Source organism: Microvirga sp. GN3 (assembly GCF_055792825.1).
This window is the reverse complement of the sequence record NZ_JBVVAK010000086.1, coordinates 12929-36306: the sequence shown is the minus strand read 5'-3', so window position 1 is coordinate 36306 and position 23378 is coordinate 12929. Positions and strand designations below refer to the sequence as shown.

General features: G+C 58.4%; 23 protein-coding genes and 2 pseudogenes. 13 read left to right on the top strand and 12 right to left on the bottom strand.

Going from position 1 to position 23378, the window contains the following annotated elements:
• The first annotated feature begins 777 nt into the window (after positions 1-777).
• On the top strand, positions 778-1053 hold the full coding sequence (locus ACS5Q1_RS30650) for a hypothetical protein (RefSeq protein ID WP_473101751.1): 276 nt from the start codon (positions 778-780) through the stop codon (positions 1051-1053).
• A 237-nt stretch (positions 1054-1290) separates the two neighbouring features.
• Positions 1291-3501, top strand: a complete 2211-nt coding sequence (gene recD2, locus ACS5Q1_RS30645) for an SF1B family DNA helicase RecD2 (RefSeq protein ID WP_473101750.1) — start codon at positions 1291-1293, stop codon at positions 3499-3501.
• A 122-nt stretch (positions 3502-3623) separates the two neighbouring features.
• Here recD2 and ACS5Q1_RS30640 read toward each other — a convergent pair whose 3' ends face one another.
• Together ACS5Q1_RS30640 and ACS5Q1_RS30635 are read right to left on the bottom strand one after the other, a co-directional pair.
• The gene (locus tag ACS5Q1_RS30640; protein ID WP_473101749.1) at positions 3624-3866 is read right to left on the bottom strand and encodes a DUF6894 family protein; all 243 of its coding nucleotides are present in this window, start codon (positions 3864-3866) and stop codon (positions 3624-3626) included.
• Between the two features lie 338 nt (positions 3867-4204).
• Positions 4205-4479, bottom strand: a pseudogene (locus tag ACS5Q1_RS30635) (DUF1330 domain-containing protein).
• A gap of 155 nt (positions 4480-4634) precedes the next feature.
• Between ACS5Q1_RS30635 and ACS5Q1_RS30630 the strand changes: the two are divergent.
• From ACS5Q1_RS30630 to ACS5Q1_RS30620, 3 genes are all read left to right on the top strand, one after another.
• Entirely contained in the window at positions 4635-5027 is a 393-nt protein-coding gene (locus tag ACS5Q1_RS30630) for a RidA family protein (protein ID WP_473101748.1), read from the top strand.
• Between the two features lie 38 nt (positions 5028-5065).
• Positions 5066-5278 carry a VOC family protein gene (locus tag ACS5Q1_RS30625; RefSeq protein ID WP_473101747.1) on the top strand — a complete coding sequence of 71 codons (213 nt, stop codon included), beginning with the start codon at positions 5066-5068 and terminating at the stop codon, positions 5276-5278.
• Between the two features lie 441 nt (positions 5279-5719).
• Positions 5720-6874, top strand: a complete 1155-nt coding sequence (locus ACS5Q1_RS30620) for an extracellular catalytic domain type 2 short-chain-length polyhydroxyalkanoate depolymerase (RefSeq protein ID WP_473101746.1) — start codon at positions 5720-5722, stop codon at positions 6872-6874.
• Positions 6875-6981: 107 nt separating this feature from the next.
• On the opposite strand, the gene ACS5Q1_RS30615 is transcribed toward ACS5Q1_RS30620, so the two are convergent.
• The 3 genes from ACS5Q1_RS30615 to ACS5Q1_RS30605 form a co-directional block, all read right to left on the bottom strand.
• Complete coding sequence (locus ACS5Q1_RS30615; protein WP_473101745.1) at positions 6982-7581, bottom strand: tetratricopeptide repeat protein; 600 nt, start codon at positions 7579-7581, stop codon at positions 6982-6984.
• Positions 7578-8756, bottom strand: a complete 1179-nt coding sequence (locus tag ACS5Q1_RS30610; protein WP_473101744.1) for an adenylate/guanylate cyclase domain-containing protein — start codon at positions 8754-8756, stop codon at positions 7578-7580. Before ACS5Q1_RS30610 ends, ACS5Q1_RS30615 begins: the two co-directional genes overlap by 4 nt.
• 166 nt (positions 8757-8922) lie before the next feature.
• The gene (locus tag ACS5Q1_RS30605; protein ID WP_473101743.1) at positions 8923-9201 is read right to left on the bottom strand and encodes a hypothetical protein; all 279 of its coding nucleotides are present in this window, start codon (positions 9199-9201) and stop codon (positions 8923-8925) included.
• Between the two features lie 538 nt (positions 9202-9739).
• On the opposite strand from ACS5Q1_RS30605, the gene ACS5Q1_RS30600 reads away from it, so the two are divergent.
• The gene (locus ACS5Q1_RS30600) at positions 9740-10117 is read left to right on the top strand and encodes a response regulator (RefSeq protein WP_473101742.1); all 378 of its coding nucleotides are present in this window, start codon (positions 9740-9742) and stop codon (positions 10115-10117) included.
• An 83-nt stretch (positions 10118-10200) separates the two neighbouring features.
• The gene (locus tag ACS5Q1_RS30595; protein WP_473101741.1) at positions 10201-11355 is read left to right on the top strand and encodes a sensor histidine kinase; all 1155 of its coding nucleotides are present in this window, start codon (positions 10201-10203) and stop codon (positions 11353-11355) included.
• Positions 11356-11695: 340 nt separating this feature from the next.
• Here ACS5Q1_RS30595 and ACS5Q1_RS30590 read toward each other — a convergent pair whose 3' ends face one another.
• From ACS5Q1_RS30590 to ACS5Q1_RS30575, 4 genes and pseudogenes are all read right to left on the bottom strand, one after another.
• Positions 11696-11947, bottom strand: a complete 252-nt coding sequence (locus ACS5Q1_RS30590; protein WP_473101740.1) for a hypothetical protein — start codon at positions 11945-11947, stop codon at positions 11696-11698.
• A gap of 91 nt (positions 11948-12038) precedes the next feature.
• Positions 12039-12443 (bottom strand): PRC-barrel domain-containing protein, encoded by a 405-nt coding sequence (locus ACS5Q1_RS30585; RefSeq protein ID WP_473100329.1) that lies wholly within the window; start codon positions 12441-12443, stop codon positions 12039-12041.
• 481 nt (positions 12444-12924) lie between these two features.
• A pseudogene (locus tag ACS5Q1_RS30580) lies at positions 12925-13107 on the bottom strand (hypothetical protein); the annotation flags it as partial.
• Between the two features lie 288 nt (positions 13108-13395).
• Positions 13396-13677 carry a hypothetical protein gene (locus tag ACS5Q1_RS30575; RefSeq protein WP_473101739.1) on the bottom strand — a complete coding sequence of 94 codons (282 nt, stop codon included), beginning with the start codon at positions 13675-13677 and terminating at the stop codon, positions 13396-13398.
• Positions 13678-13791: 114 nt separating this feature from the next.
• Between ACS5Q1_RS30575 and ACS5Q1_RS30570 the strand changes: the two genes are divergently transcribed.
• From ACS5Q1_RS30570 to ACS5Q1_RS30550, 5 genes are all read left to right on the top strand, one after another.
• Positions 13792-14049: a hypothetical protein gene (locus ACS5Q1_RS30570; RefSeq protein WP_203448361.1), complete on the top strand. Its 258-nt coding sequence runs from the start codon at positions 13792-13794 to the stop codon at positions 14047-14049.
• A 91-nt stretch (positions 14050-14140) separates the two neighbouring features.
• A complete protein-coding gene (hfq, locus tag ACS5Q1_RS30565; protein WP_473101738.1) occupies positions 14141-14383 on the top strand; it encodes an RNA chaperone Hfq in 243 nt (80 codons plus the stop codon).
• Between the two features lie 132 nt (positions 14384-14515).
• Complete coding sequence (locus ACS5Q1_RS30560; protein WP_473101737.1) at positions 14516-15301, top strand: Crp/Fnr family transcriptional regulator; 786 nt, start codon at positions 14516-14518, stop codon at positions 15299-15301.
• A gap of 94 nt (positions 15302-15395) precedes the next feature.
• The gene (locus tag ACS5Q1_RS30555) at positions 15396-15572 is read left to right on the top strand and encodes a dodecin (protein WP_473101736.1); all 177 of its coding nucleotides are present in this window, start codon (positions 15396-15398) and stop codon (positions 15570-15572) included.
• A 180-nt stretch (positions 15573-15752) separates the two neighbouring features.
• Positions 15753-16508, top strand: coding sequence for a polysaccharide lyase family 20 protein (locus tag ACS5Q1_RS30550; RefSeq protein WP_473101735.1), 756 nt, complete (start codon positions 15753-15755; stop codon positions 16506-16508).
• A gap of 8 nt (positions 16509-16516) precedes the next feature.
• Here the strand turns inward: ACS5Q1_RS30550 and ACS5Q1_RS30545 are convergent, their stop codons facing one another.
• From ACS5Q1_RS30545 to ACS5Q1_RS30535, 3 genes are all read right to left on the bottom strand, one after another.
• A complete protein-coding gene (locus ACS5Q1_RS30545; RefSeq protein ID WP_473101734.1) occupies positions 16517-16741 on the bottom strand; it encodes a hypothetical protein in 225 nt (74 codons plus the stop codon).
• 447 nt (positions 16742-17188) lie between these two features.
• Entirely contained in the window at positions 17189-18634 is a 1446-nt protein-coding gene (locus ACS5Q1_RS30540) for a glycosyltransferase family 2 protein (protein WP_473101733.1), read from the bottom strand.
• A 16-nt stretch (positions 18635-18650) separates the two neighbouring features.
• On the bottom strand, positions 18651-20426 hold the full coding sequence (locus ACS5Q1_RS30535; protein WP_473101732.1) for an HlyD family efflux transporter periplasmic adaptor subunit: 1776 nt from the start codon (positions 20424-20426) through the stop codon (positions 18651-18653).
• A gap of 1481 nt (positions 20427-21907) precedes the next feature.
• Between ACS5Q1_RS30535 and ACS5Q1_RS30530 the strand changes: the two genes are divergently transcribed.
• Positions 21908-23095, top strand: a complete 1188-nt coding sequence (locus tag ACS5Q1_RS30530) for a glycoside hydrolase family 18 protein (protein WP_473101731.1) — start codon at positions 21908-21910, stop codon at positions 23093-23095.
• Positions 23096-23378 lie beyond the last annotated feature (283 nt).

Genomic DNA, 23378 nt, shown 5'->3' with positions numbered 1-23378 from the left:
CATGTTGGCGCATGCCTATCTGACCGTCGTGCGCCAGCACGCCATCGGGGGGAGAAGCCCCCGTCGTGCAAGCCGCGGGGTTGTTGCCGCTCACCGTGCCGGAGGTGCGGCGGCTTCTCTGGCATCTGGTGTGGGAGCAACCGCCTTCGGTTGAAGCGGTTGAGCACTGGTCGGTGTGGCGCCGGCGCCATCAGCAGCGCGCTCATGACTGTCACTGGCGCGAGCGCACTCGTCGCCGACGTCAAACCCGGCTGTAGTATTAGACCGACTACGATCGCTCCTATCGTTGCGGTAGTGATGTGGTTCGCTGTCTGATTGCGAATGCCGAGGTCAGTTCCAAAGCGCTCCAGAAAAAAGCCGCCGATGAGCGATCCCGCCAGTCCGGTGATTACGTAGTGGGGAGACCAGAGCCGCCGACAAGCCAGCTTGCCAGCCAGCCTGCCGCGATACCGATCTGGGCAGCAGTGGCGCGTTTGTCCAAAGCGTTCAGCGCCTCCCGATCTATGCTGATGCGGATTGGCAGCTGTGCGCTGGTCGATTCAGGTGCTTTGCGCGTGCCTTGCGTTTTGCCTGGGTTAGGTTTTGAAGCTTTCGCCATGGCTTCGATATGGTTGGCTGTGGAAACAATCCAGGAGCTATGCCAGGGCGTGTTAGACCAGCCGGCATTCCCAGTATTCAGGACAGTGAGGGCTGTAGTAATCCCCGGAGGTCTGTCCCGGCAGCAATTCCGTTCGGCTTCCGGATTTTTGCGTTGGCTTTCAGCTTCGCGATCTCAGCTTGGAGCAGCTCGATTTTCTCGACCTGCTCCCGGTTGGCGCGGATCAATTCCCTGGCTTCACTCCTCAGGTCAGCGATTTCAGCTTTGAGTTCATTGCAGTCGGCAGCAATGCTATTCTCATGCTTGGCTTGAGCTTGCAGCTCACGCAGCTGCTGCCTCTGATCCGCTACCTTCTCTTGCAACTTCCTGATTTGCTGCTCAGCTTTTGCGAGCAGCCGCCTCATATCCCTCGCCTGTTGCTCGGGCTCACCCAACTCGGTGAGCTTTCGGTCTGATCCTGTCCGAATCATGATCTGGTCGGCCTCTCTTGATCTATGCCTCGAAAAGAACAAACATAGAACATACGTCAGGGTCAAGTCACGCTTTGACCTCCCGCTCCCCTCAGAGCCGACCGCGAGGCCGGGTACTTACAGTCTTGGATGAAGTGGGTGGGTGCGAAGGAGCACCACCTCGTCAGCGGCACCATCCAGCGATAGAGTCAAAGAGGCTGGGAGTTCCTCCCGGCAGACAGCATGGACCAGATGTTCCGACCGCCACAGGCTGATCAACGACCTGTCCTGGAGACTCTCGCGGGCTCGGTCGAGCGCGTCACCTTCCACAATGCGGAGAACGGCTTCGCTGTCTTGAAAGTCCACGCGCGAGGCAAGCGTGATCTTGTGACGGTGGTCGGCCATACTCCCAGCATCTCCGCAGGCGAGTGGATCACCGCCAGTGGATTGTGGATCAGCGACCGCACGCATGGGCTCCAGTTCAAGGCTGAGGTGCTCAAGACCACTCCGCCGACCGGAGCGGAGGGCATCGAGAAGTACCTTGCCTCGGGCCAGATGCGCGGCATCGGACCAGCCATGGCCAAACGGATTGTCGCTGCCTTCGGAGTGGACACCTTCGAGATCATCGAGGCCAGTCCTGAGCGCCTGACAGAGGTGCCTGGGATTGGTCCCATGCGGGCCTCCCGCATCGTGGCCGGCTGGGCCGAGCAGAAGGCGGTGCGGGAGATCATGATTTTCCTGCATGCGCATAGGGTCGGCACGGCACGGGCAGTACGCATCTTCAAGACCTATGGCTATGAGGCCATTCAGGTCATGACCGAGGACCCCTATCGTCTCGCGAAGGACGTACGCGGGATCGGCTTCAGGACGGCGGATGCCATTGCAGCCAAGCTCGGCATGGAGAAGACCGCCCCGCAAAGGATTCGGGCAGGCATCTCGTTCGCGCTGCAGACGGCTACCGACGAGGGGCACTGCGCCCTGCCGGTCGAGGCGCTTACCCGCCTGGCCGAGCAACTGCTCGAGGTCGGCCAGGAGTTGATCCGCACGGCCGTGGTCGAGGAATTGGCCAAAGGCGAAATCGTCTCCGACACGATCGGCGACGAGACCTGCCTGTTTCTCAAGGGGCTTTATCTGGCCGAGCAGGCCATCGCCTCCCGGTTGGCCGAGAGGGCCTCCGGCCCGCCGCCGTGGCCTGAGATTGACCTCGACAAGGCCATTCCCTGGGTGGAAGGCCGCACGGGCAAGACCCTGGCGGCCTCGCAACGCGAGGCTCTCAAACTGGTGCTCAGCTCCAAGGTGGCAGTGGTAACCGGAGGTCCAGGCGTCGGCAAGACGACCCTGCTGGATACCATCCTGCGCCTGCTGGTCGCCAAGGGTGTCAAGGTGGCGCTGGCCGCCCCCACCGGACGGGCGGCCAAGCGCATGACTGAGCAGACCGGCCTGGAGGCGAAAACCATCCACCGTCTCCTGGAGATCGATCCAAAGCACGGCGGCTTCTCGCGCAATGAGGAAAACCCGCTCGACTGCGATCTCCTGGTGGTGGACGAGACCTCAATGGTCGACGTGCCGCTGATGAATGCCCTCACCAAGGCCATTCCTCCCCATGCCGGTCTGCTGCTGGTCGGCGACGTGGATCAGCTGCCCTCGGTCGGCTCGGGGCAGGTGCTGGCCGACATCATCGCCTCGGATCGCATCCCAGTCGCCCGCCTGACCGAGGTCTTTCGGCAGGCCGCCGAAAGCCGGATCGTGGTCAATGCCCATCGCATCAACAAGGGCCAGATGCCCGAGCCGCCGAAGGCTGGAGAAGAAAGCGACTTCTACTTCATTGAGATTGCCGATCCTGAGGAAGGTGTGCCGAAAATCATCCAGATGATCAAGGAGCGCATGCCGCGCCGGTTCGGGCTCGATCTGATGAAGGACATCCAGGTGCTCTGCCCGATGAACCGGGGTGTGCTCGGAGCCTGCAACCTCAATATTCAGCTTCAGGAGGTGCTTAACCCCAATCCTCCATCCAAGGTGGAACGGTTTGGCTGGCGCTTCTCGCCTGGGGACCGAGTCATGGAGACTCAGAACGACTATGACCGAGAAGTTTTCAACGGCGATCTTGGGACCGTGGTCCGGATCGACGATGAGGAAGGGGCGCTAATCGCGTCGTTCGACGGGCGGGAGGTGTCGTACCCGTTCGGCGAACTCGATACGTTGGTGCCCGCCTACGCGACGACGATCCACAAGTCGCAAGGGTCAGAGTATCCCGCCGTGATCATCCCGGTTGTGACGCAGCATTTCACGATGCTGGCCCGCAACCTGCTCTACACGGGCGTGACACGAGGCAAGCGTCTGGTGGTGCTGGTGGGACAGAAGAAAGCTGTCGCCATGGCAGTGAGGGGAGGGCAGATGAAGAAGCGCTGGACGAAGCTGCGAGAGTGGCTATCTCGTGAACCCGCAACCGTTTAGTTGCCTGCTTCTCGATTACGTCCACGGAGAGTTCCATCGAGGCAGGACGGATACTCTGGGGTTCTCCAAAGCGTCCGAATGTTATCTTCGGCGAGCGGGCGACGCAGAATTGGTGGCAACGGTCAGCGCATCGGCCCGACCGCTTCCGAGAAGGGAGCGATGAACACGGTCTGGCCGGTGTTATCGGTCACCTCGATAGCCATGTTGTTCAAGTCGTCGAGCGGCAGGTCGTCCCAAGTCTTCCGCAGGTCGTGGGCCATATCGCGGGCTTCGGCCTGCGCGTCCTCAAGAGCAGGCAGGTCTAACCCGTATTGGTCCTCATCAAGGCGACCAGCATCGCGGAAATGGAAATAATAGCGGGGCATCGTTGTTTGGATTCTAGGCCGCGAAGCGCCTTCCACAATGCCTCATTGGGAATTCTTCTGCGTGCTGGTCAACCGGACCACCTAAACCTGGAGCCTGAATCTGGAGAAGGTATGGGCGTCCTGGCAGAGGTCGCAACCGACTACGTAAGCGACTGGGAATACCATGAAAGGTGGTGTGGGCCAGAACCGGTTCGAAAGTGTCTTCTTGATGCCCTCTTGAGACCCGCCATGGCCACGGGCGAGAACCTCTCGTGCAGTGCTTACCGAGCGTCACCAGTGTATAACCATGGCTTCGATGTTCTGGGACCTGAGTCCTGTGCATTGTTGTCCAGCCTCCGTCAGACCCCTGGCACGGCCCAGACATCCAGTTCGCCTGCGCCCTCACGCAGTTTTTTCACTTCGGCATACTCCGGTGAGTGCCAGACGGAGTGGATCGTCTCCATTGACGGAACTCGAATATGACCAGCCGTCGCCCATCATAGGAGCCCTCCAAGACCTCAACTGGTCCGCCCCGGACGAGATAGCGTCCGCCATGTCGAGCGAAGAGTTCGGCCACCTTCTGCCGGTACTCGGGCCAGCCCTCTTCACGAATAATCTTGATCTGCACGATCATGTAGGCAGCAGGCATGGAACTTTCCTTATTCCGGTGCTGCCAATCTCAACGCCAAAACCAGTTCAGTCGAGGGGAGACCAAGCCCCTATACGCAAGAGTTCTTTTGGTGTCTCCCGTTTGTCGGTCAGAGTGGAGCGACTGCAAAGGTGCTTGCCATGTCCAAAGAGATCATCGAGGTCCCAGTTCTCTCACAGGGCGTGCGCAATGTCGGAGTTCCCCTGTCGCTGGTGACAAAGGCCAATGGCTTTGTTTTCGTTTCAGGAACACCGCCCTTCGACCTGGAGACGGGCAAGTTCGTGCGAGGGGATATTGAGGTCCAGACCGAAGCCTCGCTCAAAGCGGTTCAGCACTGCCTTGAGAGCGCAGGCACTTCACTCGACAAGGTGGTGATGGTGCGCGTCTATGCCAGCAATGCCGGGTTCTACTCGGCGATCAATCGGGTTTACGCCCGTTTCTTTGCGGAGAACCCACCCTCCCGCACCTTCGTGCCGGTGGCATCCTGGCCGATGGAGTTCGACATCGAGATCGAGTGTGTCGCCGTAGCATAGGCTCTCGGGTGGCGTTTCAACTTGTGACCGGAGGCGGCATGCACATCCATCATGTGAACATCCGAACCAAGGACCTTGATGCCTCGATTGCGTTCTATCGGGATGTGCTCGGACTCGCTCATGGCCCAAGACCCGATTTCGGCTTTCCGGGAGCATGGCTCTACGACCAGGACAAGCCAGCCATCCATCTGAACGAAGCGGTTGAAGCTCCTGCCCGCGCATCCAATGCCTTTGACCATGTGGCCTTCTAGATGGAGGAGTTGGACAGTGTACTGGCCCGGTTGGATGCCATGGGAGTTCACTACTACGGGCTGCGGCCTCTCCCGGATGGGAAGACGCGCCAGTACTTCATGAAGGACCCGAACAGCATCACCATCGAATTACAAGGCCCGTGATCTGAACCAATAACTTAGGCGAGATTGCATCATGTCTGCTTATAGTCTCGGCGACTTGCTGTGGTATTACGCCGTCCTCTTTGGATGGTCATCAATGATCGCCGTCGCTCTGGCGACCTATGCCCGGAACAGATTTCGAGCCTGCCTAAAGGCACCCGCCAGCCACTTCATCAGCGGGAGTGATATGTGGAAGGAGATGTACACGTTCTGGAACACGAGCGGACTCGCAATGGCAGGAGTCTCGATCCTGTGTTGCGGTCTCTGGCTTGCTGTATGACACCGGACTGTTGGATGGGTATGGTCCGCTCATCCACATGGCTATGGCTCGCCTGTGCAATGCTGCTCCCGACACAGGGGCACGCCAACCACGACAGCCTGTCTGATCCACCGCCGCAGCAGACGAGCCAGAAGCTGCCCGCGCTGCCCCATATGGATCGAACGGCGGTTACCGTATCTGGTCTGTCCTCTGGCGGGTTCTTCGCGCATCAGTTTCACGTCGCCTTCTCCAGCCTCGTCAAAGGCGCAGGCATCCTCGCAGGAGGGCCATATGGCTGCGTCGAGGCCATTCCGAACCCATGGTGGCTCTTCTGGAGAGTGCCTCTGGATCGGGTCTCTGCGGCAGTAGTGGCGTGCACCCATTACTACGGCGACCGCTACTACGGTTTTCGCCCATCACTTCCAACGGCTGAGGATTCCGTCAGGCTCATCAGAGAGGCGGCAGACCAGGGTCTGATCGACAATCCTTCCAACCTCGCAGACAGCCGGGTCTGGCTGTTCCACGGCAAGAGCGATGCCCTTGTCCCGCTCCAGGTGATGGAAACCCTGGGACGGCTGTATGATCGGCTCGATGTCCACGAGCCGAACCTCCAGTTCGACCGAAATCAGACCGGTTCTGCGGCCAATCACGGCATGCCGGTCAGCCGATTTGCGGGGGAGAGCAAGTTCCCAGTCCGAGAGTGCAATCAACACGAGCCGCCATTTGTGATCCAATGTGGCTATGAGGCGGCTGAAATGCTTTTACGCCACCTATACCCGGAGGACTTCAGGCCAGCCTCCGATAATCAGCATCAGGATGGGGCGCTGGTCGCCTTCGATCAATCGGAGTTCTTCCATTCAACCGATGAGAGCATCAGCCTCCACGGCGTTGGTTACCTCTATGTTCCAGCCTCATGTGCCGCCGAGCAGTGTCGCCTTCATGTCGCCTTTCATGGCTGTAACCAGAACGTGGACAGCGTCTACGACGACTTCATCCGAGATGGGGGCTACAATCGCTGGGCTGCAAGCAACAACATTGTCGTCTTGTATGCGCAGACGAAGGCTTCGGCAGCGAACCCGAACCGCTGTTGGGATTTCTGGGGCTACAGCGGATCAAGCTACGATACGCGGAATGGACCGCAGATGCGGGCAATCAAAGCCATGGTAGATCGTCTGATTGGTCAATCCCCGCAATGATGAAACTGCCAAAATAAGCTCAATCGGTTCGATGCGGAGAGAAGTTCCGGTGCTGGTCGATGCAATAGAGTTCTATAATAGGACGAGGGCACCGAACTCAGATCGAGCTACTCGGGGAGCCCAGCTTTGCGCAACCCTTCAGCAATGCGCCCGATCAAAGGAGATTTCGGAGGTGCAGCGGCAATAGCCTTCGAAACAGTCATGCCTGGATAGGCTTCCAGGAATTTGGTGGCCGCTCGCTTGGCCTCCTCCAGGCAGCCAGCATGAGTATAGGCTGCCGTCAGGAGACGGTAGGTCCAGACCGCATCCGGCCTCTCGCGTAGTCCCCTTTCGATCCACCTGATCGCCTCATCATACTCGTCCTTGTCGAAATGTGCGGCTCCAATTCCCACGAGAGCGTTGAAGTGCATCGGGTCGAGCGGGCTGAGGCGCATCGCCCGCTTGAAATGCTCAATGGCTTTGTCAGGGTTGCGCGTGTAGTGATTCACCCAGCCGCTACGAAGCCACGCCCAAGCCGAGTTCGGGTCCAGAGCGAGCGCCTTCTCGATGGCCGTGAGGCCAAGATCGAACTGGCCGACAATGGCATAGGCGGCACTCAGCACCGTCAGCACCAGCGGATCATGGCTATCGAGAGACGCTGCCTCTTGGGCCAACGTCAAAGCCTTGAGCCGATCCGCCGCTGGATCATGGCTCCGCATGTAAGTCATACGTTGCGCATAGCACCATGCAGCGAGGGCCTTGGAAGAGTGTAGGTTGGATCAAGGGCGATGGCCTGTTCGGCCAGCCGAAGTCCCTTTTTCGTGGTTTGGTCGTCCTGCGACCAGACAGTAGGCAGCGCCCGCATCACACAGTCATAGGCATCAAGGCTGTCGGGACGCTTGCGCTTTGCCCGCTCGATCTCGCTGAGCGTGATGGTCGGCTCGATGGCTCCGACAATCGCCTCCGTCACCCGATCCTGAAGGTCAAAGATGTCGGCAAGGTCCCCGTCATACCGCTCGGACCAGATGTGGTTGCCCATCGGGGCATCAATCAATTGGGCGATAATGCGAAGCCGGTTCCCCGCTTTGCGGACACTGCCCTCCAACACATACCGAACACCAAGCTCGCGACTGACTTGGCGGACATCGACAGCCTTGCCCTTGTAGGTGAATGTCGAGTTGTGAGCGATAACAAAGAGTGAGCGAAAGCGCGAGAGCGCCGCGATGATCTCCTCCACGACTCCATCGGCAAAGTAGTCCTGCTCGGGATCACCGCTCATGTTCGTGAACGGAAGCACGGCAATGGACGGCTTGTCAGGTAGGGGGAGTGCCGCCGCTGGCTCTTGTAGCTGTGTTGAGCCAGGAGGCGAAACTGGAACACGGATACGGTAGACGTGAATTGGTTCGTTGATGTTCTTGACTTCCTGTAGCCCGAGATCATCGAAGCTGAAGGTTAGTGACCGGCGAACGTAATCATGGGTGGAAGCAGAGATGCAGATGCTACCCGGATCAGCGAGACTTTCCAACCGTGCCGCGATATTCACCCCGTCTCCCAAGTGATCGCTGCCTCTTACCAAAACGTCACCCACATGCACCCCGACCCGGAACTGGAGTTGGTGCTCTCTGGACGTATCCTGGCTGACTTGCGCGAGTGCCTCCTGCACAGTCACGGCGCATTGGACAGCATCCACGGCACTCGGGAATTCAGCCAGGACACTATCTCCAGCCGTATTAGCGATCCTTCCTCCATGTTCAGCAATGAGCCTGTCCATGATCTGGCGATGAGCGGTTAGGGTGCGCAGTGTTCCAACCTCGTCCTGACCCATCAGGCGTGAATAGCCTGCCACATCAGCCGCAAAGATGGCGGCCAGTCTCCGCTCGACCTTGTGCTCCGGTCGATCCATAGGACCCTCGGTGCAGGTGCTGAGCGGATTGTGCTGCCGGTAGGGCTGGGTGTCCAGTCAGAGATGATTGCCTCATTCCTGCCCACGATGCCGACAGCCCCACCGGCCCCGAACGTCAGCCTTTCTCGCGCACGAAACTATTAACCGAAATCCGGGCTAAACTTGGCTACTCATTTTGCGGCGGCTGTGCAGGTGCAGCGGTTTGGTCGGGTTCCTCAAGCACGCTCGCTTCCGGCGTGAGCACAACATCTTCCTTGGGCGGTCCCTCACCGGGTACCTCAACAGTCTTGCAATCCTTCAGAACCGCATTGTGCATTTCGAGGGTGGATGCCTGTTTCAAGCAGTCGTCATGGCTTGGAAACAGCTTATCCCAAGCCTGAGCGACATGTTGTTCGGTAGGGTTTGCGCTGCTGAGGATCAAGATCAAGACGTACTTCACGGCCATGGGTTGTGACCCTCCGACCCTATGGAGGGTTAAACTCGCCAGTCGCGTTGCCGTTCACAAAGTTGGAGTCTGAGCAGCACGGTTTGTTTCCTCCCCATGGTCAGGGGTGCCATCGCGGGGCAAGGACTGCGGCGCAGATGACTGTACTGCGGCTCCCAAAGGTCTGAATCCGACGCTCACCCGAGCGGAAAAGCCATTCGTGCTCAGCGCGTATGATGATAAAATTCCGTATGAATTGTTCCGCACGCTGGGGCACAACGAGCACGGTAATTTGCCCATTCTAGTCGGAGCACAGGGGATGTCCTATGATGGAGCCGCTGAGATATGCAATGTGCCAATCGGTACTATCAGGAGCCGCGTGAACCCGGCTCGATCCAAGCTAGCGTCACTTCTGGACCTCACCAGGGAGGCGGAATTCGGACCCGACGGCGTGATCAAGGCGGCTCTGGCACGGAGCTAGGCGGTGGCTCTTACATCACGAATGGTCAAGCTCACCTGTTCAGGTTAGATTCAAGTCAGAGGGCCGAAGGCTTATCCCATGACTAAGCTCACAGGCAGCAAGCCGCTGGTCCTCGTCTTAGAGGACGAGGCTCTCATTGCCCTCAACCTTCAAGACGAGTTGCAGGATACAGGCCATGAGGTTTCTGGTCCCTTCACAACTTGCTCTGCCGCGCTGGAGTGGCTTCAGACCGCAACGCCGGATGTGGCAATTCTCGATGCTACGCTGAATGATGGCTCATGCCATGGAGTTGCTGTTGAGCTAAGCCGCCGTGAGGTGCCGTTCCTGATCTACTCGGGACACCATGAGGACCGCGAGCTTCTTGCAGAGTTTCGCCACCTCACCTGGATTGAGAAGCCAGTCCCGTCTGTGGTTCTGATCGAAGCCTGCCAGCACCTTCTGGTCGGCTGCCCCTAAATTGCTTTGGGATAAGGTCAATTCGGATTGAACCCTGTCCCAAACAGCACGTTCTCACGGGTGTCCCCAGCGGTAACTGGCTCGTGTTGAACGATCAACTGCATCCCTCCTGGACAGAAAGTGACCGGCTCGTCACGCTGCGCAGCTATCGGGTTCTCGACACGCCACCAGAGCCCACATTCGATGAACTCGTGCAGCTTGCCGCCCGCACCTGTCAGGCTCCTATCGCTCTGATCAGCCTCATTGACGAGGGCAGGCAGTGGTTCAAAGCCGAGGTGGGGCTCGGGGTGCGTGAAACCCCACTCGACCGCTCAATCTGCCTGAGCGCCATGCTCCGCCCTGGGCTAACCATCGTTCCTGACCTGAACGAGGACCCGCGCTTTGCCCGTAACCCGCTGGTGGCAGGGGAGCCTTACCTGCGCTTCTATGCCGGGGCGGTGCTGGAAACGCCCGCTGGGGTGCCCTTGGGAGCGTTATGTGTGCTCGATCATGTGCCCCGTGCTCTGATAGAGGAGCAGGCTTCCACCATCACTATACTGGCGCAGCAGGTGATGTCACAATTCGAACTGCGTCGCATCATCGCCGAGCAGAATGAAAGGCTGGCAGCCAATCGTCAGGTCGAGCAGCGGCAAACTTTGCTGGTTCGCGAGCTTCATCATCGGGTGAAGAACACCCTGGCGACGGTTCAGGCGCTCGTTGGAGCCACGGGCCGCTCCACCGGCAGCTTTGATGAGTTTTATCGGTCGTTCTCGCGCCGCATCGCCGCATTGGCGAAGACCCATGATTTGCTGACCGAAGACTACTGGCAAACAGCCCCGCTTCGCCAGATTGTCCTCAACGAACTCAAGCCATTCGCTGAGAGCCGAGTGCCTCGGTTTATGTTGATTGGACCATCACTTGAGTTAGCGGCTGATTTGGCCGTGCCGGTCGGCATGGCACTTCACGAACTGACCATGAATGCCATCCGCTATGGGGCTCTGTCCGTTCCGGCTGGATACGTTCAGATCAAGTGGAACGTGGTTGAGAGTGATGAGGGCAGAAGGCTTCATCTGGAATGGACAGAGTTCGGTGGTCCACCGGTGAGTGAGCCGCAGCACCAAGGCTTCGGCTCGACATTGCTCCAGCGGGTTCTGCCCATGCAGTGCAAAGCCCAGGTGGAGGTTCACTACGACAGGGAGGGGTTGCTGTTCCGGATGGACGCGCCGCTGGTCGAGCAACGGCTTGTGCCGGATTATTAAGGGCTTTGTTGGATCGGAAGGTATGGCCGTGTTCAGCCTTTGGCTTTCCTTCGCACCCCTGACGCCGATTTCTTGGATGGATGTGTTTTGGTCGAGGACGGAGAATTCGGTCGGGTCATCTCATTCAACATGGCCTTCTGCTGGCGGTGCATCTCTGCCGTCCAGAAACCACGGGCAGTACCAGTCCAGGTGTTTGCGGCACTGAGCCAAAGGCTGAGCCAAGGGTTCTTTGTCATTTTGAACGCAGCCTTCAATCGCTGTGTGAATGTCTGGTATTATCTGAGGGCATATTGGACCTATACATGGCTCAAGGCTTTCGCGAGCAGAAGTCCAGCACCTGCTACTCCGCAAAGCGAACGAGGGCTCTCAGTCCATTGATCAGAAGCTCACGCTGATCATCTGGGACGTAGCCCTTGCATGTGGCATCGACGAGTGCTGTCAGTTCCTCTCTGCTTGGTCGCCGCTCTCTGATCTCGCTCGCCCACATGATGATCTCGGACGCTCGGTTGGCACAGGAGGGGCACTCGTCAGCGATCTGGCGGGCCAGTGCAACGATGCTGTCGAGAGGCGAGGCTTCAGGGTCGTCGGGCATCCTGTTCTATTCCCGTCTTATATTAAGCCAAAGGGCGGAGTGGCCCTTTGGCTCGTATGTGCTGCCTTTTCCGATGACCGCGACTGCGACCTCAGATCGGCCAATAGTAAGGGGCTCGCCAGTAGTCGTGCAGTTCCCGTTCGCGTTCCCGGTCGGACCAGTCGTAGTCATCGCGATCCCGGTAGAAGGTCGGAGCCCCGCGTAGCTGCTCTTCGGTAATGTCCGTGCGGTAGCCGCCCAGGCCAGTGTCGTAGGTCAGCTTGCCCCACGGGATGGTGTGCTCGTCCTCGCCCATTCCAAGGAAGCCACCAAACGACATCACGGCATAGGCGACCTTGCCGCTGAGCTTCTCGATCATCAGGCGCTTGATCGAGCCAAGGTGGTCGCCTTGCGGACCATACACGGCGGTTCCCTCAACCCGATCACTCTCGATTAAGGGCTTGCCGGTCATTACTCCGGGTGCATCGGTGCGAGTTGTCGTATCAGTTTGTGCCATCACTTCCTCCTTTGAAAAGTGTTCGAGTGACCTTGCTGCTTCCTGTGCGCTGGTGCGCACATCACCACCGATGGTGGGTGTCACCGTGCGAAGCATAGTCGCGTCTGGTTCGGGCATAATCCGGCACGTGCCTGTCCCGGTTTCGCTTCTCGCCATGGATCATCCAAGCCAGCGCATAGCCGATGGCTCCAGCGATGAAGAGCGAGAGCAGCGGGTTTCCCGTTGTGTACCGGGTCACAAGGCTTTGGCCCTCACGAACATAATGCTGCGCTTCAGGATACTGTTCGCCGACCTGCCGCGCATAGCGCTCGCCCTGGCTGTAAACAGTCCCGGCGACCTCAGAGGCGCTCCCGGCAACATCGTTGAGCGCCTCCCGCACCTGATCGAGAACGTGCTCGGTGCTGTCGTGCGCAAGACTGGGTTTCTGATCCAAGCCTGATGCAGGCGAAGCCTCTTGACCATGAGAGTCAATTCCTGCGCCTTTGGTGATGGTTACGGAAACCGGATCGCTCGTCGGGAAGGTCTCCTCGATGGCATGGTCGAGCCTTGCATCGAGGTTCTCCTGTGAGTTCTCGGGCAGCTTGTTATCGGGAGGACACGCCGCAGACTGAGGCTCCGCTCTGTCAGACGTGGGTTGGCCGCTGAGACCGGATGCGTTCACCATTCGAGCCCTCCAGGACACTCCAAGCAAGTGTGTCGGCAACCTGCACCCCCTTGTAACGCCGAGGCTGCGCACGCCGTTCCGATGCGCTTTAGCTTATGTAAAGGGCGTGGCTGAAGGGCAGGGATCAACAGATCGTCTGCAACGCGCAAGCAACGACGGCTTTGGGCGATGATGAGATGTACCAAGAGATTGGGGAGCCGGATGATCGGGGTGGCTGCGGATATGATGGAGGCACGCTAATAACGCTCTACAGGAGCATTAAACTCTGAGGGTTCCAGATCGCAGAGTTCAGGCTTCCTGAGTGCGCTTTGTGATATGTGCCCGGTACGCCGCTGCCGATTTCATGGGGATCGTGCCAGCGTCGGTCAGCCTCACGATCTCGGCTTTGGCCCGCCGTGCCGCCTGCGCCGTGTAGGACGGCTTCAGCGTGACTTGAATCCGGCTGGCGATGTGTCGGCGATAGGCACCAGCCTGCCGTGAATTGATGGTCTTCCTGGCAACAAGCTGATCCAATTGCTCATAAGCCCGCTGGGCTTCTGTGGGGGTGTAGCTCTGCTTCTTTTCAAACAATGGACTGTCCTTTCGGTGAGAAACTGGGTCATTTGGGCACTGGTCTTAGTTAGTTTCAGATAGCCTCCTATCTTACTACGCAGGCTGTTGCCGCGCCTAGAATGGGAGGGCTCCATGGCCATGAAGTATGTCATGCTCAAACTCGATGGCGGCGAGTTGCTCCCGCTGCTCTTCCCCGAGTTCATGCAGCACTCGCACATAGCCCAGTCTGTTCCGGCCACAGTGGTGAGCGCCGGTCGGGTCTCTTTGGAGGCCGGAAAGCTCATTGCCCATAGCGCATCAAGCTCACTGGATGTCTGTTCACGAGAGGAGGATAGTGGGATTATTCAGGCATATTTTGATGGACAGAATGTTATCCAGCAGGAGCTTTAACCTGATACATGATAGGAACGGCTATCAAGCTACTCCGCGTGATTGGTTTCAACGGTACGTCGATATCCTAAGCTTGCAACAGGAACGGGTAATGTCCGCACAAAGCACCGAAGCCCTTCAAGGAATGTTCCTGAAACATGTTCGTGATAATAGAGTTGAAGTCACCATCTTTCTGGCGAACGGGATTAGGCTCCAGGGTCAGATCAGATCGTTTGACAACTTCACAGTCCAGCTTGTTCGGGGCAACGGGACACAGATCGTCTACAAGCATGCTATCTCGGCAATCCACCCAGCAGAGCCGGTGCAACTGATAGACCCAGCACATGGCAGATAAGCGCCCAGTCCTACACGGCAGACGATGGATTGGTGCCGTTCTTGGGCCGCTTGGGCCGCTTGGGCCGCTATCTATCGGGTACAGCCCGTTTTCTGTCTTTCATACCGGCCCTCTGCCGGTTTAGCTTGTGGGATGAAATTGCGCAGCCTCGTCACCGCCACAGCTGTGAGCATCAACCATCGGGCCAACCGGCTCCTGGCAGCGCTGGAACCTGAGGATTTCGCGGCATTGGAGCCGCACCTGCAAGGGGTCAGTCTGCACCAGGATCAGGTGCTCTACGAGGCCGGCGATGACCTCCGCCATGCCATCTTTCCCCATGACACCGTGGTGTCGCTGGTGGCCGTGTTGAAGGACGGCCGCTCGGCCGAAATGGCGGTCTATGGCCGGGAAGGAGCCTTGGGCCTCGTCAGCGCCATGACAGCCCGCCAGTCCTTTGGGCGCTACATCGTACAAGCTGACGGGACTGCCTCCCGGATCGAATTGGAGCGGCTGCAGGAGGTGATCGACACCCGTCCGAAGGTGCGCCAGCTGGTGCTGCACTTTGCCGAAGCCATGATGGCCCGCGTGCTGCAGAACGTGGCCTGCAACGCGGTCCACAGCGTTGAGGCGCGGTGCTGCCGCTGGATCCTGAGCATGCACGACCGGCTGGATCGGGACACCGTGCCGCTCACGCACGAGTTCCTGGCCGACATGTTGGGCGTGCAGCGCTCCACGGTGAGCAGCATCACGCGATCGCTTCAGGAGGCGGGGCTGATCCGGCAGAGCAGAGGCGTGATCACCGTGACGGACCGCGCCGGCCTGGAGAGGGCCTCCTGCGAGTGCTACGGCACGGTGCGCCGCAGCTTCGAGCGGCTGCTCCCTCACACCTACCGGAACACCTCGGCCACGGTTCCACCTCGGCCGCGGCAATGTTCTTGATTGGTGTGTCACGCCGCGCGTTAAGAGCCGGGCCGTCTCGCAAGCAACGTCGTCTGCCCTACCTGTGATCCTGAATAGGAGAGGGGAGCCTGTGATGTCGGATCACGTCTACAAAGTCGTTGAACTGGTGGGCTCATCGCCCACCAACATCGAGGATGCGATCCAAACCGCCATCAAGCGCGCCGACCAGACCTTGCGCAACCTGCGCTGGTTTGAAGTGATGCAAACCCGCGGGCAGGTGGAGAACTGGCGGCGGTTACGTTCCGGCTGACTTCAGGACGTCCTATGCGATCGCCCATCATTGTCCTGGTCTCCTCAAGGTTTGGGAAGCTGGTTCAGGCAGAGGTTACTCGGGTGCCGTCCTCGATATGAAACCATCTGGCGAGGCGGAATTGCGAGCACCCTGCTATGCTATGAAGTCTGGCGCTCGAACAAACGCTCGTGAGGTCCAATGGTGAAGCTGCTCTCGATCGTTCTCATGCTCCTCGTAGCGAGTGCGACAGCTAGAGCCGAGGAGTTTTCTCCCTTCAGGCGGAGTCTGAGTGATCGACCACACGGCGTCACAACAGTCCCGGGATCCAGGAGAGGGTCGGTGCAGAGGTTTGAGGTGCGCCCCGGAGATTGCACCTCGCGTGACTGCTTTAGGGATCGAGAACGCTCAGAGTTGGGGGAAGTCGACGCGTCGAGCCGTGTGGGAGACGAGTACTGGTATCAGTTTTCCTTCTACCTTCCAAAGGACTTCCCGAATATCTACCCGGCCAAGACAGCCCTGGGTCAGTTCCACCAGAAAGGCGTCACAAGCCCGCCTGTGCTGTTTCAGTACGGTATTCCGCAGGGCTCGAATACCTCAAGCTACTACCTCGATCTCAACCAGACTAAGCTTGGACATTTCCCACTGATCAGTGAGCGGAGCCTTCGAGGGCGCTGGCAGGACATCCGTGTTCATGCACGCTGGTCGATGGCCGCAGATGGTTTCATCCGGGTGTATGTCAACGGGCGCCTCACCGCTGACGTGGTGGGCCCAAATACGACGCACGCGAACCCGATCTACTTCAAGTATGGCGTGTATCGTTCCTTCCTGTCGCGATACAAAAGCGCCTATGGGTCATCAGAAGTGCCTGCTCAATCTGCCCTGTTCCGCTCGGTCCACAAAAGTAAGACGATGAGGGGCCTTCTAGGTGCGGCGTCAGAGCCTATGCAGCCCTGACCTGCTCATCATGCGACCTGAAACGCTCGGCGGGCTCTCTCGCGGATCTCGTCCAGTTCGTCTTGCAGGGAATTAAGTTGACCCTCCACCTCCTCGAAGGACGTGCACTCCGGGATGATGAAGAGGCGGCCATCCTCGCCCCGGACGTAGCGGAGAAGGGCAAGTCTGATAGATGCCGGGTTGTCGGGAGTGCCGGGCTGAACGTCCAACTCGAAAGCGCCGAAGACATGCATGAAGGGGTCTCCTATTCGTCGGAGGCTGGATTATAGGGCGTAGCTGCTTCCGTGCTGAGGCCTGCGAGGTGATTTCTGGACTTGGGAACTGCCGACCGCGTGAGCGCTTCCCTCAAGGTAGCCTTGCATGGAGGGAGAGATGGCCGGCACCCCAAATCCACAGGGAGATGAGGATTCGTGGGCACGCAGTGGGAGGGCTGCGTCCGGGAGGCTGCGACCAAACCAAGTCGACCGCGGTGCAATGACAGCTAAGGCTATGGAGGATGTTGTTGCCCCACGTTTCCCTATGCTCTCCCTCATTCCATCCAGCTTCACCGCCTTAATGCCATTGCGTAATGGAAAACTGCGACGGGCATTGCCGCTCGAACAATTATGCTGTCGGCCAGGTCTCATTGCGCCCAACAGCGGTTAACGTGATAAGCCCCTGTAAAGTGCGGAGAGTTGTAGCTAATGCCACCTCATTCCGGTGCCGCGCATTTCATCGACGGCAGCAATTACCCAAGCACTGTTGATCAACAGGCTTTGATAAATGTCGAGTGCTGGAATGAGGGGGATCAGTGAGATTTCATCATCCTGCTCAAGGATGTAGATCATGGCCGTCATGACATTCAGCAGGCCCACCGAGCCGATCCATGCAATGACAAAATCCATCGCAAAGCCGGATACCACCGAATAGCCGATGGCCAGCCAGAAGTAGAAATTCAAGATTGGAACGAGATAGATGTCCACTGGGTACAAGATGGTCATCACGATGCCCAACAGCGGGGCCTTGGTCTTGTTGAACTTGCGTAGGCTCCTGAGGTACAGCATGTACACCTGCCACGTGCCTCGAATCCAGCGATAGCGCTGACTCATAAGTGTCCCGATATCTTCCGGGCATTTGGTATAGGCATAGGCACGGGGTTCATAGACAATGCGCCCACCAAGCGCGAGCGCCGACAGCGATAGCTGGAAATCTTCCGCGAAGGTCTCACCGGAGAGCGGCCCAAAGACCAGCCCTTCGCCGTGGTGCTTCATTCGTTCTGAAGGCTGGTTGCCGGGAAGTTTGGAAACCTCCTCCATCATCTCTCGCCGGTACAGGCCAATAGGCCCCGGTACGACGGTCACGGCCCCAAGGAGGCTGAGGGCCATGCGCATACCGCCGTTTCCGAGCAGGTACTCCGCTGCTTGCAGACGGGTCAGGAAGTTGACGCGATTGCGGATCGTCACCTGCCCGGACACTCCCACAACACCCTTTTCGTAGATGCGCGGCACCATGATCTTGAGCGCGTCTTCGGCTAGACCCGAATCTGCATCCACGCACAGGAGCAGGTCGCCCTTTGACTTATAGTAAGCGAAGTTCAGCGTGCTCCATTTGCCACCATTGGGCTTGGTGTAGACGTGAAGGGTACAGTTCGCGTACGCCCCCGCCATGGCGAACGCCTTCACATACGTGTCGTCAGACGAGCCATCGTCTACAAAGATCACCTCATAGTTTGGATAATCGAGCGTCACCAGCGACGTGATTGCATTGATGACCGTGTCCGACTCATTATAGGCCGGAACAAGGATCGACACGAACGGCGCATTGTTACCAAGCGGCTGTGGCGGCTTCCGGCGCACACGATCATGCCCATAGAAGGCGAGCGCCTGCACGGTCATCCAGCGGATCATGATCAAAGCGCCGATCACAATCAGGAAAATGCCCCATACTGCCGAGAGAGGGCCTTTGTTCAGAAGGCCGCTCTCGGATGAGAACACGGCCTCCTGAACGGTCCATGGCAGAGTAAAGGTCAGCGACAGTCCGTAGAGGAAGGTGGTGATCGCCAAGAAGTTGATGACCCACCGGTGATAAGTGCGAGGCTTTGCACGAAATTCCCCGACTGCGGCGGCACGTTGAACAATCTCGGTCATGGATTTCTATTGATACTTAGGCAACATGTGGGATGGTGATCTGACCGCGAGCCCTATCCAGCACCGCGAGGACATTCTCGTCATCGACACTCTGGATGGCGTCTTCGAGTTCACTGTCGAAGACCAGTTCATCACGCAGGGCACCGACCGCAGGCTCACCCAACTGGTTGACGAGCTTGACCAAGCCGCGCACGAGATCGGAATCGTGCTCTAAGTGGCCGTGCCGCAGCAGGCGATGAAAGTTCTGCGCCATCTCTCGCAAGCGCTGGTCTCGCGCCTCGTAATTAATTTGCTGCTGTGGCACGTCATCGTCGTTGACGGCACGACCGCGCATGGCGCTCGCCAGCGCCCCCAGGAAGCCAAGGGCACTGAGACCGAGGCTGGCGTTGAAGGCGAGGCTGTCGAACAGGTTCGGACGCCACAGCAGGCGGACCGGAACCGGATTACCGGCGCTGGCCAGCAAGGTGATAGCATCAAGCGGCAGCTTCGCATCGAAGTGAGCAATCACGCGCTCCTTCTCGAACGGAGCCTTCTCTGCGTCACGGAACTCACCGACAAAGAAGCGGTTGAGGATCGGCTGCTCAAGAGCAAACTGGACCTTGCCAGCGTGCTGGACCTTCTTCACGTCATCCTCAGGCAGCCAAACACGAGCGACGAAACCGCTGCCTTTCGACACGGCCAGCACAGGCGTGTTCTCAGGTGCGAAGCCGGGAGCCGGGTGTCGGTACACAACCTCACCCGAGAACGGGGCCTTGACCTGCGTGACGGCCAATGTGCTGACGCGTTCAGCCTGCAAGCCTTCGAGTTCATGTTGCGCTACCTCCTTCTCGCGTGCTGTGGCATCCACCGCCCGCTTGCGGTCATCGGCAACCGCCTTCTCGACCAACGTCAATTGCCCGGAGAGCAGCGCGAGGGAACCTTCAACCTCTTTCAGGTCTCGGTCGATATTGGCCTGCTGCACATCGAGCGCCTTAATGGAATCATCATAGCGCTTATCAACGGCAACCCTGTACCGATCCAACGAGGCGAGGCTTGCCTTGGCCTTGTTGAGCGCAAGCGCCTGCGTCAGGGCGTTCGAAGTTTTCTCCTCAGTTACATTCACCGTCCCAATGCCATTCTTGCGCAGTTCGGTGGCACGGGTCGACGCAGTCTGCGCAATCTGCAACTGCGCCGCTGCGGTCGTAAGCTGCTCCCGCTGCTCTGCCGTTTGCAGGTCGATTTGACTGACTTCTTTGGTCCATTGGTTACGGACGTCGTTTTTCGATTTCTCCACCTCACGTCGGGACTTTTGAAGATCGAACTGGAATGTTTTGGCCTGATCAATCTGGGTTCTGAGTTGTGCCTGCCGCTGGAGCAGCAACGCGTCCACAGGCAACGCCCGCAGGTCAAGTGCCTGGATTTTCGCCTGCGATTGCTTGATATGGCTGTCGACCACCGCCAACTGACCTTCAATGGCAGGCGGGATGAATTCAACAAGCCGCTCGCCTTCCTTGATAGCGCCTTCCGGCGCGAGTTTGTCAGTAGTCACATTACGCTTAGCATGAACCACAAACAGGTCCTGACCACCCACAATGCCACTTCGGTGCGAGAATTCCATGTAGGCCCAGTTGCTGGCCGCGCCAAAAATGCCAAGCATAAGAAGGAGGAAACTGAGCCGCGCGAGCCTGTTCGGCTTGGCTTTATTACGCTTGAACCAGATGCTCAGGCTATAGGACGCACAAAACACGCCAAAGCCGATGAGGCCGCTAATGACTGCTATCCGCAGTACGTCGCTCGCTTCAATACCGCTCATAGGCAAGTCGCCTCCGTCTATAGAGCCGCGAATGCTCCTAGTTACGTGCTCACACCGTGGTATTGTTACTCTGCACTTTCGGATGGGACAAAGGTGCCGCGCCAACTGCTCTACAAAGCATCGCTTGAAAAGAATTCTGCTGCTTCAGCAGAAATCCGTATCGTTATTGGATTGGAGTTCTAAAATGGCGATTCCATACCAGTGTTACAGCGCTTTGTGTCCCAACACTTCGCATGCCCAATCAATATGAATTTCGTGAAGGAAGCCGATTACTAACGCGCTTGAACAAGAAGGCTATTCACGCGGTATTGCGAATTTCATCGCTCCTATTCAGGAGCGTTCTTGATGTTGCATAGCGGTGTAGTCGATTTTGCATTCGTGCTGCAATACCCCCAACTGGGCCCAAAAGTAGTATATTGGCGTGGCGAGAAATCTTCTGGGCTGCGGCCCGCAGTTTGTCGCCATATATTTGCCGCAGTCAGAACATTGCGTCGAAGTGGGAAAAGCATCTATATGACTATTGCCTATCAATTCAGATTTTTTGCTCGAATAGATATTTCGCGGCTAATCTTATTTATGGCTAGTCCACGAATTTTACGCTGATAGGTTCTTGGTACGTAGGTTTGCAGAAGGTGGATCCTCAAAAAGCGAGGTGTGGCCTTTCAGTTCCACGGTTGAATAGCGCTACCGCAACGCTCATCACCCCCAAATAGGCCGAATAAACCGGAAGCCCGATAAGGGCCTGTTTGAGAACTCTCAGTAACCGCAACATCTCATGGCTGGTGCTCGCATAAGGCTTTGTATATTGGGAAATGGCTTGTTCTCAAATAGGCGCTAACGACACGGAGGCTGCACCTGATATACTCACGTAGTCAATCTCCATGGAGGCCGCTTTGCAGATCGCGTCCGCGGTATCATTCTTGTTCGTCCTGACGAAGGGACCGACGTGCCGAGGCGGCACCAGTTTGACCCGGTACCGAGCCTGCTGAGTTCCCGCGCCCAATGTTGCGCGCTTGCGCAGGCCTCCATACCGACAAGGCAGAGCGGGAAGGCTTCAAAGAAGGCTTGCACCCGAGCACGTCGGAGCCTCTTTCGGATCAGCGGCCGCCCTTGGGCGTCTGCGCAGTGCACCTGAAAGACATGCTCCGTGGTATCAAGACCGACGGTGGCGACTGCCATGGTTGGATTCTCCGGTAATGCCAAGCGCTCCAGCATAACGGAACGCGCTACGGGAGGGAGGCGTCCATCCCATCGGATCGGCACCAACGGGCAGAAGCTGGCTGAGGTGTTCGCGACCGAGGCTGGCTAGGTACTGGAGGCCGTGGCACAGGCCAAGCGGTGGCGAGGATATCGGGACCCTTCACGTCAGCGGAGCCAATCCTTTGCTTTTCGCGTCCTCGACAGCAAGGGGAACTCCTCCGAGTGTACCTTCAGCCTTAGGTCAGCTGAAATGGGTCACCCGAGCATTGGAGGAAGAAACATTGAGCGGCGCCAGACACCTCCATGACCTCCTCTTCGTCTTGGGCAGGATCACCTGCTTCATAGCGACCGTGACTGCAACGTCCATGGTCCTGTCCAGAGGGGGGACTGTTTCCGCAGCACCCACAGGTGTTGGCCCTGCCGCCCAGCTGGGCGGCAGGGCCTTCGTCGGATACCATCCGTCCTGGAACGATCGTGGAGCCCCTCTCGGCGCTATTGCCGGGCAGTACTCACACGTCATGCTGTCCTTTGCCCGTCCCGACCTCATGTGGTCGGGGCTTGAGTCCGGCACCTGGAACGGCACCGGGTTGGAATTCTCGGCCCCACCCGACAAGGTGAAGGAGGGAGTAGCCTTGCTCAAGGCCACGGGGGCAAAGGTGATCCTGTCGGTCGGTGGAGCGAGCTACGGAGGCTGGTCTACTCTGGCAGCAGAGGCAGGGCATGACAACCAGCAGATCAAGAACGCCCTAACGCAGATCGTCAGGGATCTCGGCCTGGATGGACTAGACGTCGACTACGAGAGGCACGCAGCCGATGCCGCAACCGTGGAAGAGTACACCCGTGTCATCCAGGCCCTTCGCGAAGCAGTGGATGCCGCACGGCCTGATGGCATCCTGGCCCTCGCCGCATCTCCGACCGGCAGCGACTACACTGCTGCAACCGGAGACGAAGGCACGGGAAGGAGGTCGGGTTCGGGTGGATCTGCTGGTCGCGAACGCATGACATTTAGGCGTACGGTACCCTCGGGTCCACACGCAGGAAGAACGGTAGGCGAGTTGGTGGACCTGCTGAATATCATGGCCTATGACTCCGGATCCAACTTCTATGATCAAGCCGTCGCCTACGAGCAGTACCGGGCGATCATGCCGGCCAGGACCGTGGTGACGATCGGCATGATCTCCGGAAAGCATGCATGGGGTGATTCAATCCTCGTCAACCGGATTGCGGATGCGACGTGCAAGGGATCTGTCAACATCGCCGACCAGTACAGGAGGCCAAGCGGCGCCTCCAACTCTGTGGAGCGCCTCGCGGACATCGTCCTTGCTGGAAAGGACCACCCCCTTGATGGACTGATGCTGTGGCACGTCGCAAAGCAACCGGAGATCACCTGCGACGGTCGTCCGCCAGCCAGCCCGGCCAGCATTGCCGAGATCGTTAGGGCAAAGTTTGCCCCCCGTACCGGGCCGTGAGAATGCAAACATCCTAGCGCAACGGACGTTCACACGAGTCCTTAGCCAGCGGCAGTGAAGCAGTTGCGGCATTCCTTAGGTTCAACCACATCGCAGATGTCGCCGATGGCTCGCCAGAGCGCATCCAGAGATCGCTCAGCCTGGGCGCGCAGATACGCTTTGATTTTATAAACCAAAAGAGGGCCTCGTAGCGGAGGCTTGAGGCGCTAATCTCAGGACTTCGGCCTCTCTGGAAGCTCTCCAGCTTCGATCGCGCCGGCGTCGTCCTTTTTCAAGGTTGGGG

Excerpts from the sequence above, each read along its gene's own strand:
- recD2 (WP_473101750.1), top strand. The coding sequence starts at position 1,291 with ATGGACCAGATGTTCCGACCGCCACAGGCTGATCAACGACCTGTCCTG.
- ACS5Q1_RS30640 (WP_473101749.1), bottom strand. The coding sequence starts at position 3,866 with ATGCCCCGCTATTATTTCCATTTCCGCGATGCTGGTCGCCTTGATGAG.
- ACS5Q1_RS30630 (WP_473101748.1), top strand. The coding sequence starts at position 4,635 with ATGTCCAAAGAGATCATCGAGGTCCCAGTTCTCTCACAGGGCGTGCGC.
- ACS5Q1_RS30625 (WP_473101747.1), top strand. The coding sequence starts at position 5,066 with ATGCACATCCATCATGTGAACATCCGAACCAAGGACCTTGATGCCTCG.
- ACS5Q1_RS30620 (WP_473101746.1), top strand. The coding sequence starts at position 5,720 with ATGGTCCGCTCATCCACATGGCTATGGCTCGCCTGTGCAATGCTGCTC.
- ACS5Q1_RS30615 (WP_473101745.1), bottom strand. The coding sequence starts at position 7,581 with ATGACTTACATGCGGAGCCATGATCCAGCGGCGGATCGGCTCAAGGCT.
- ACS5Q1_RS30610 (WP_473101744.1), bottom strand. The coding sequence starts at position 8,756 with ATGGATCGACCGGAGCACAAGGTCGAGCGGAGACTGGCCGCCATCTTT.
- ACS5Q1_RS30605 (WP_473101743.1), bottom strand. The coding sequence starts at position 9,201 with ATGGCCGTGAAGTACGTCTTGATCTTGATCCTCAGCAGCGCAAACCCT.
- ACS5Q1_RS30600 (WP_473101742.1), top strand. The coding sequence starts at position 9,740 with ATGACTAAGCTCACAGGCAGCAAGCCGCTGGTCCTCGTCTTAGAGGAC.
- ACS5Q1_RS30590 (WP_473101740.1), bottom strand. The coding sequence starts at position 11,947 with ATGCCCGACGACCCTGAAGCCTCGCCTCTCGACAGCATCGTTGCACTG.
- ACS5Q1_RS30585 (WP_473100329.1), bottom strand. The coding sequence starts at position 12,443 with ATGGCACAAACTGATACGACAACTCGCACCGATGCACCCGGAGTAATG.
- ACS5Q1_RS30570 (WP_203448361.1), top strand. The coding sequence starts at position 13,792 with ATGGCCATGAAGTATGTCATGCTCAAACTCGATGGCGGCGAGTTGCTC.
- hfq (WP_473101738.1), top strand. The coding sequence starts at position 14,141 with ATGTCCGCACAAAGCACCGAAGCCCTTCAAGGAATGTTCCTGAAACAT.
- ACS5Q1_RS30560 (WP_473101737.1), top strand. The coding sequence starts at position 14,516 with ATGAAATTGCGCAGCCTCGTCACCGCCACAGCTGTGAGCATCAACCAT.
- ACS5Q1_RS30555 (WP_473101736.1), top strand. The coding sequence starts at position 15,396 with ATGTCGGATCACGTCTACAAAGTCGTTGAACTGGTGGGCTCATCGCCC.
- ACS5Q1_RS30550 (WP_473101735.1), top strand. The coding sequence starts at position 15,753 with ATGGTGAAGCTGCTCTCGATCGTTCTCATGCTCCTCGTAGCGAGTGCG.
- ACS5Q1_RS30545 (WP_473101734.1), bottom strand. The coding sequence starts at position 16,741 with ATGCATGTCTTCGGCGCTTTCGAGTTGGACGTTCAGCCCGGCACTCCC.
- ACS5Q1_RS30540 (WP_473101733.1), bottom strand. The coding sequence starts at position 18,634 with ATGACCGAGATTGTTCAACGTGCCGCCGCAGTCGGGGAATTTCGTGCA.
- ACS5Q1_RS30535 (WP_473101732.1), bottom strand. The coding sequence starts at position 20,426 with ATGAGCGGTATTGAAGCGAGCGACGTACTGCGGATAGCAGTCATTAGC.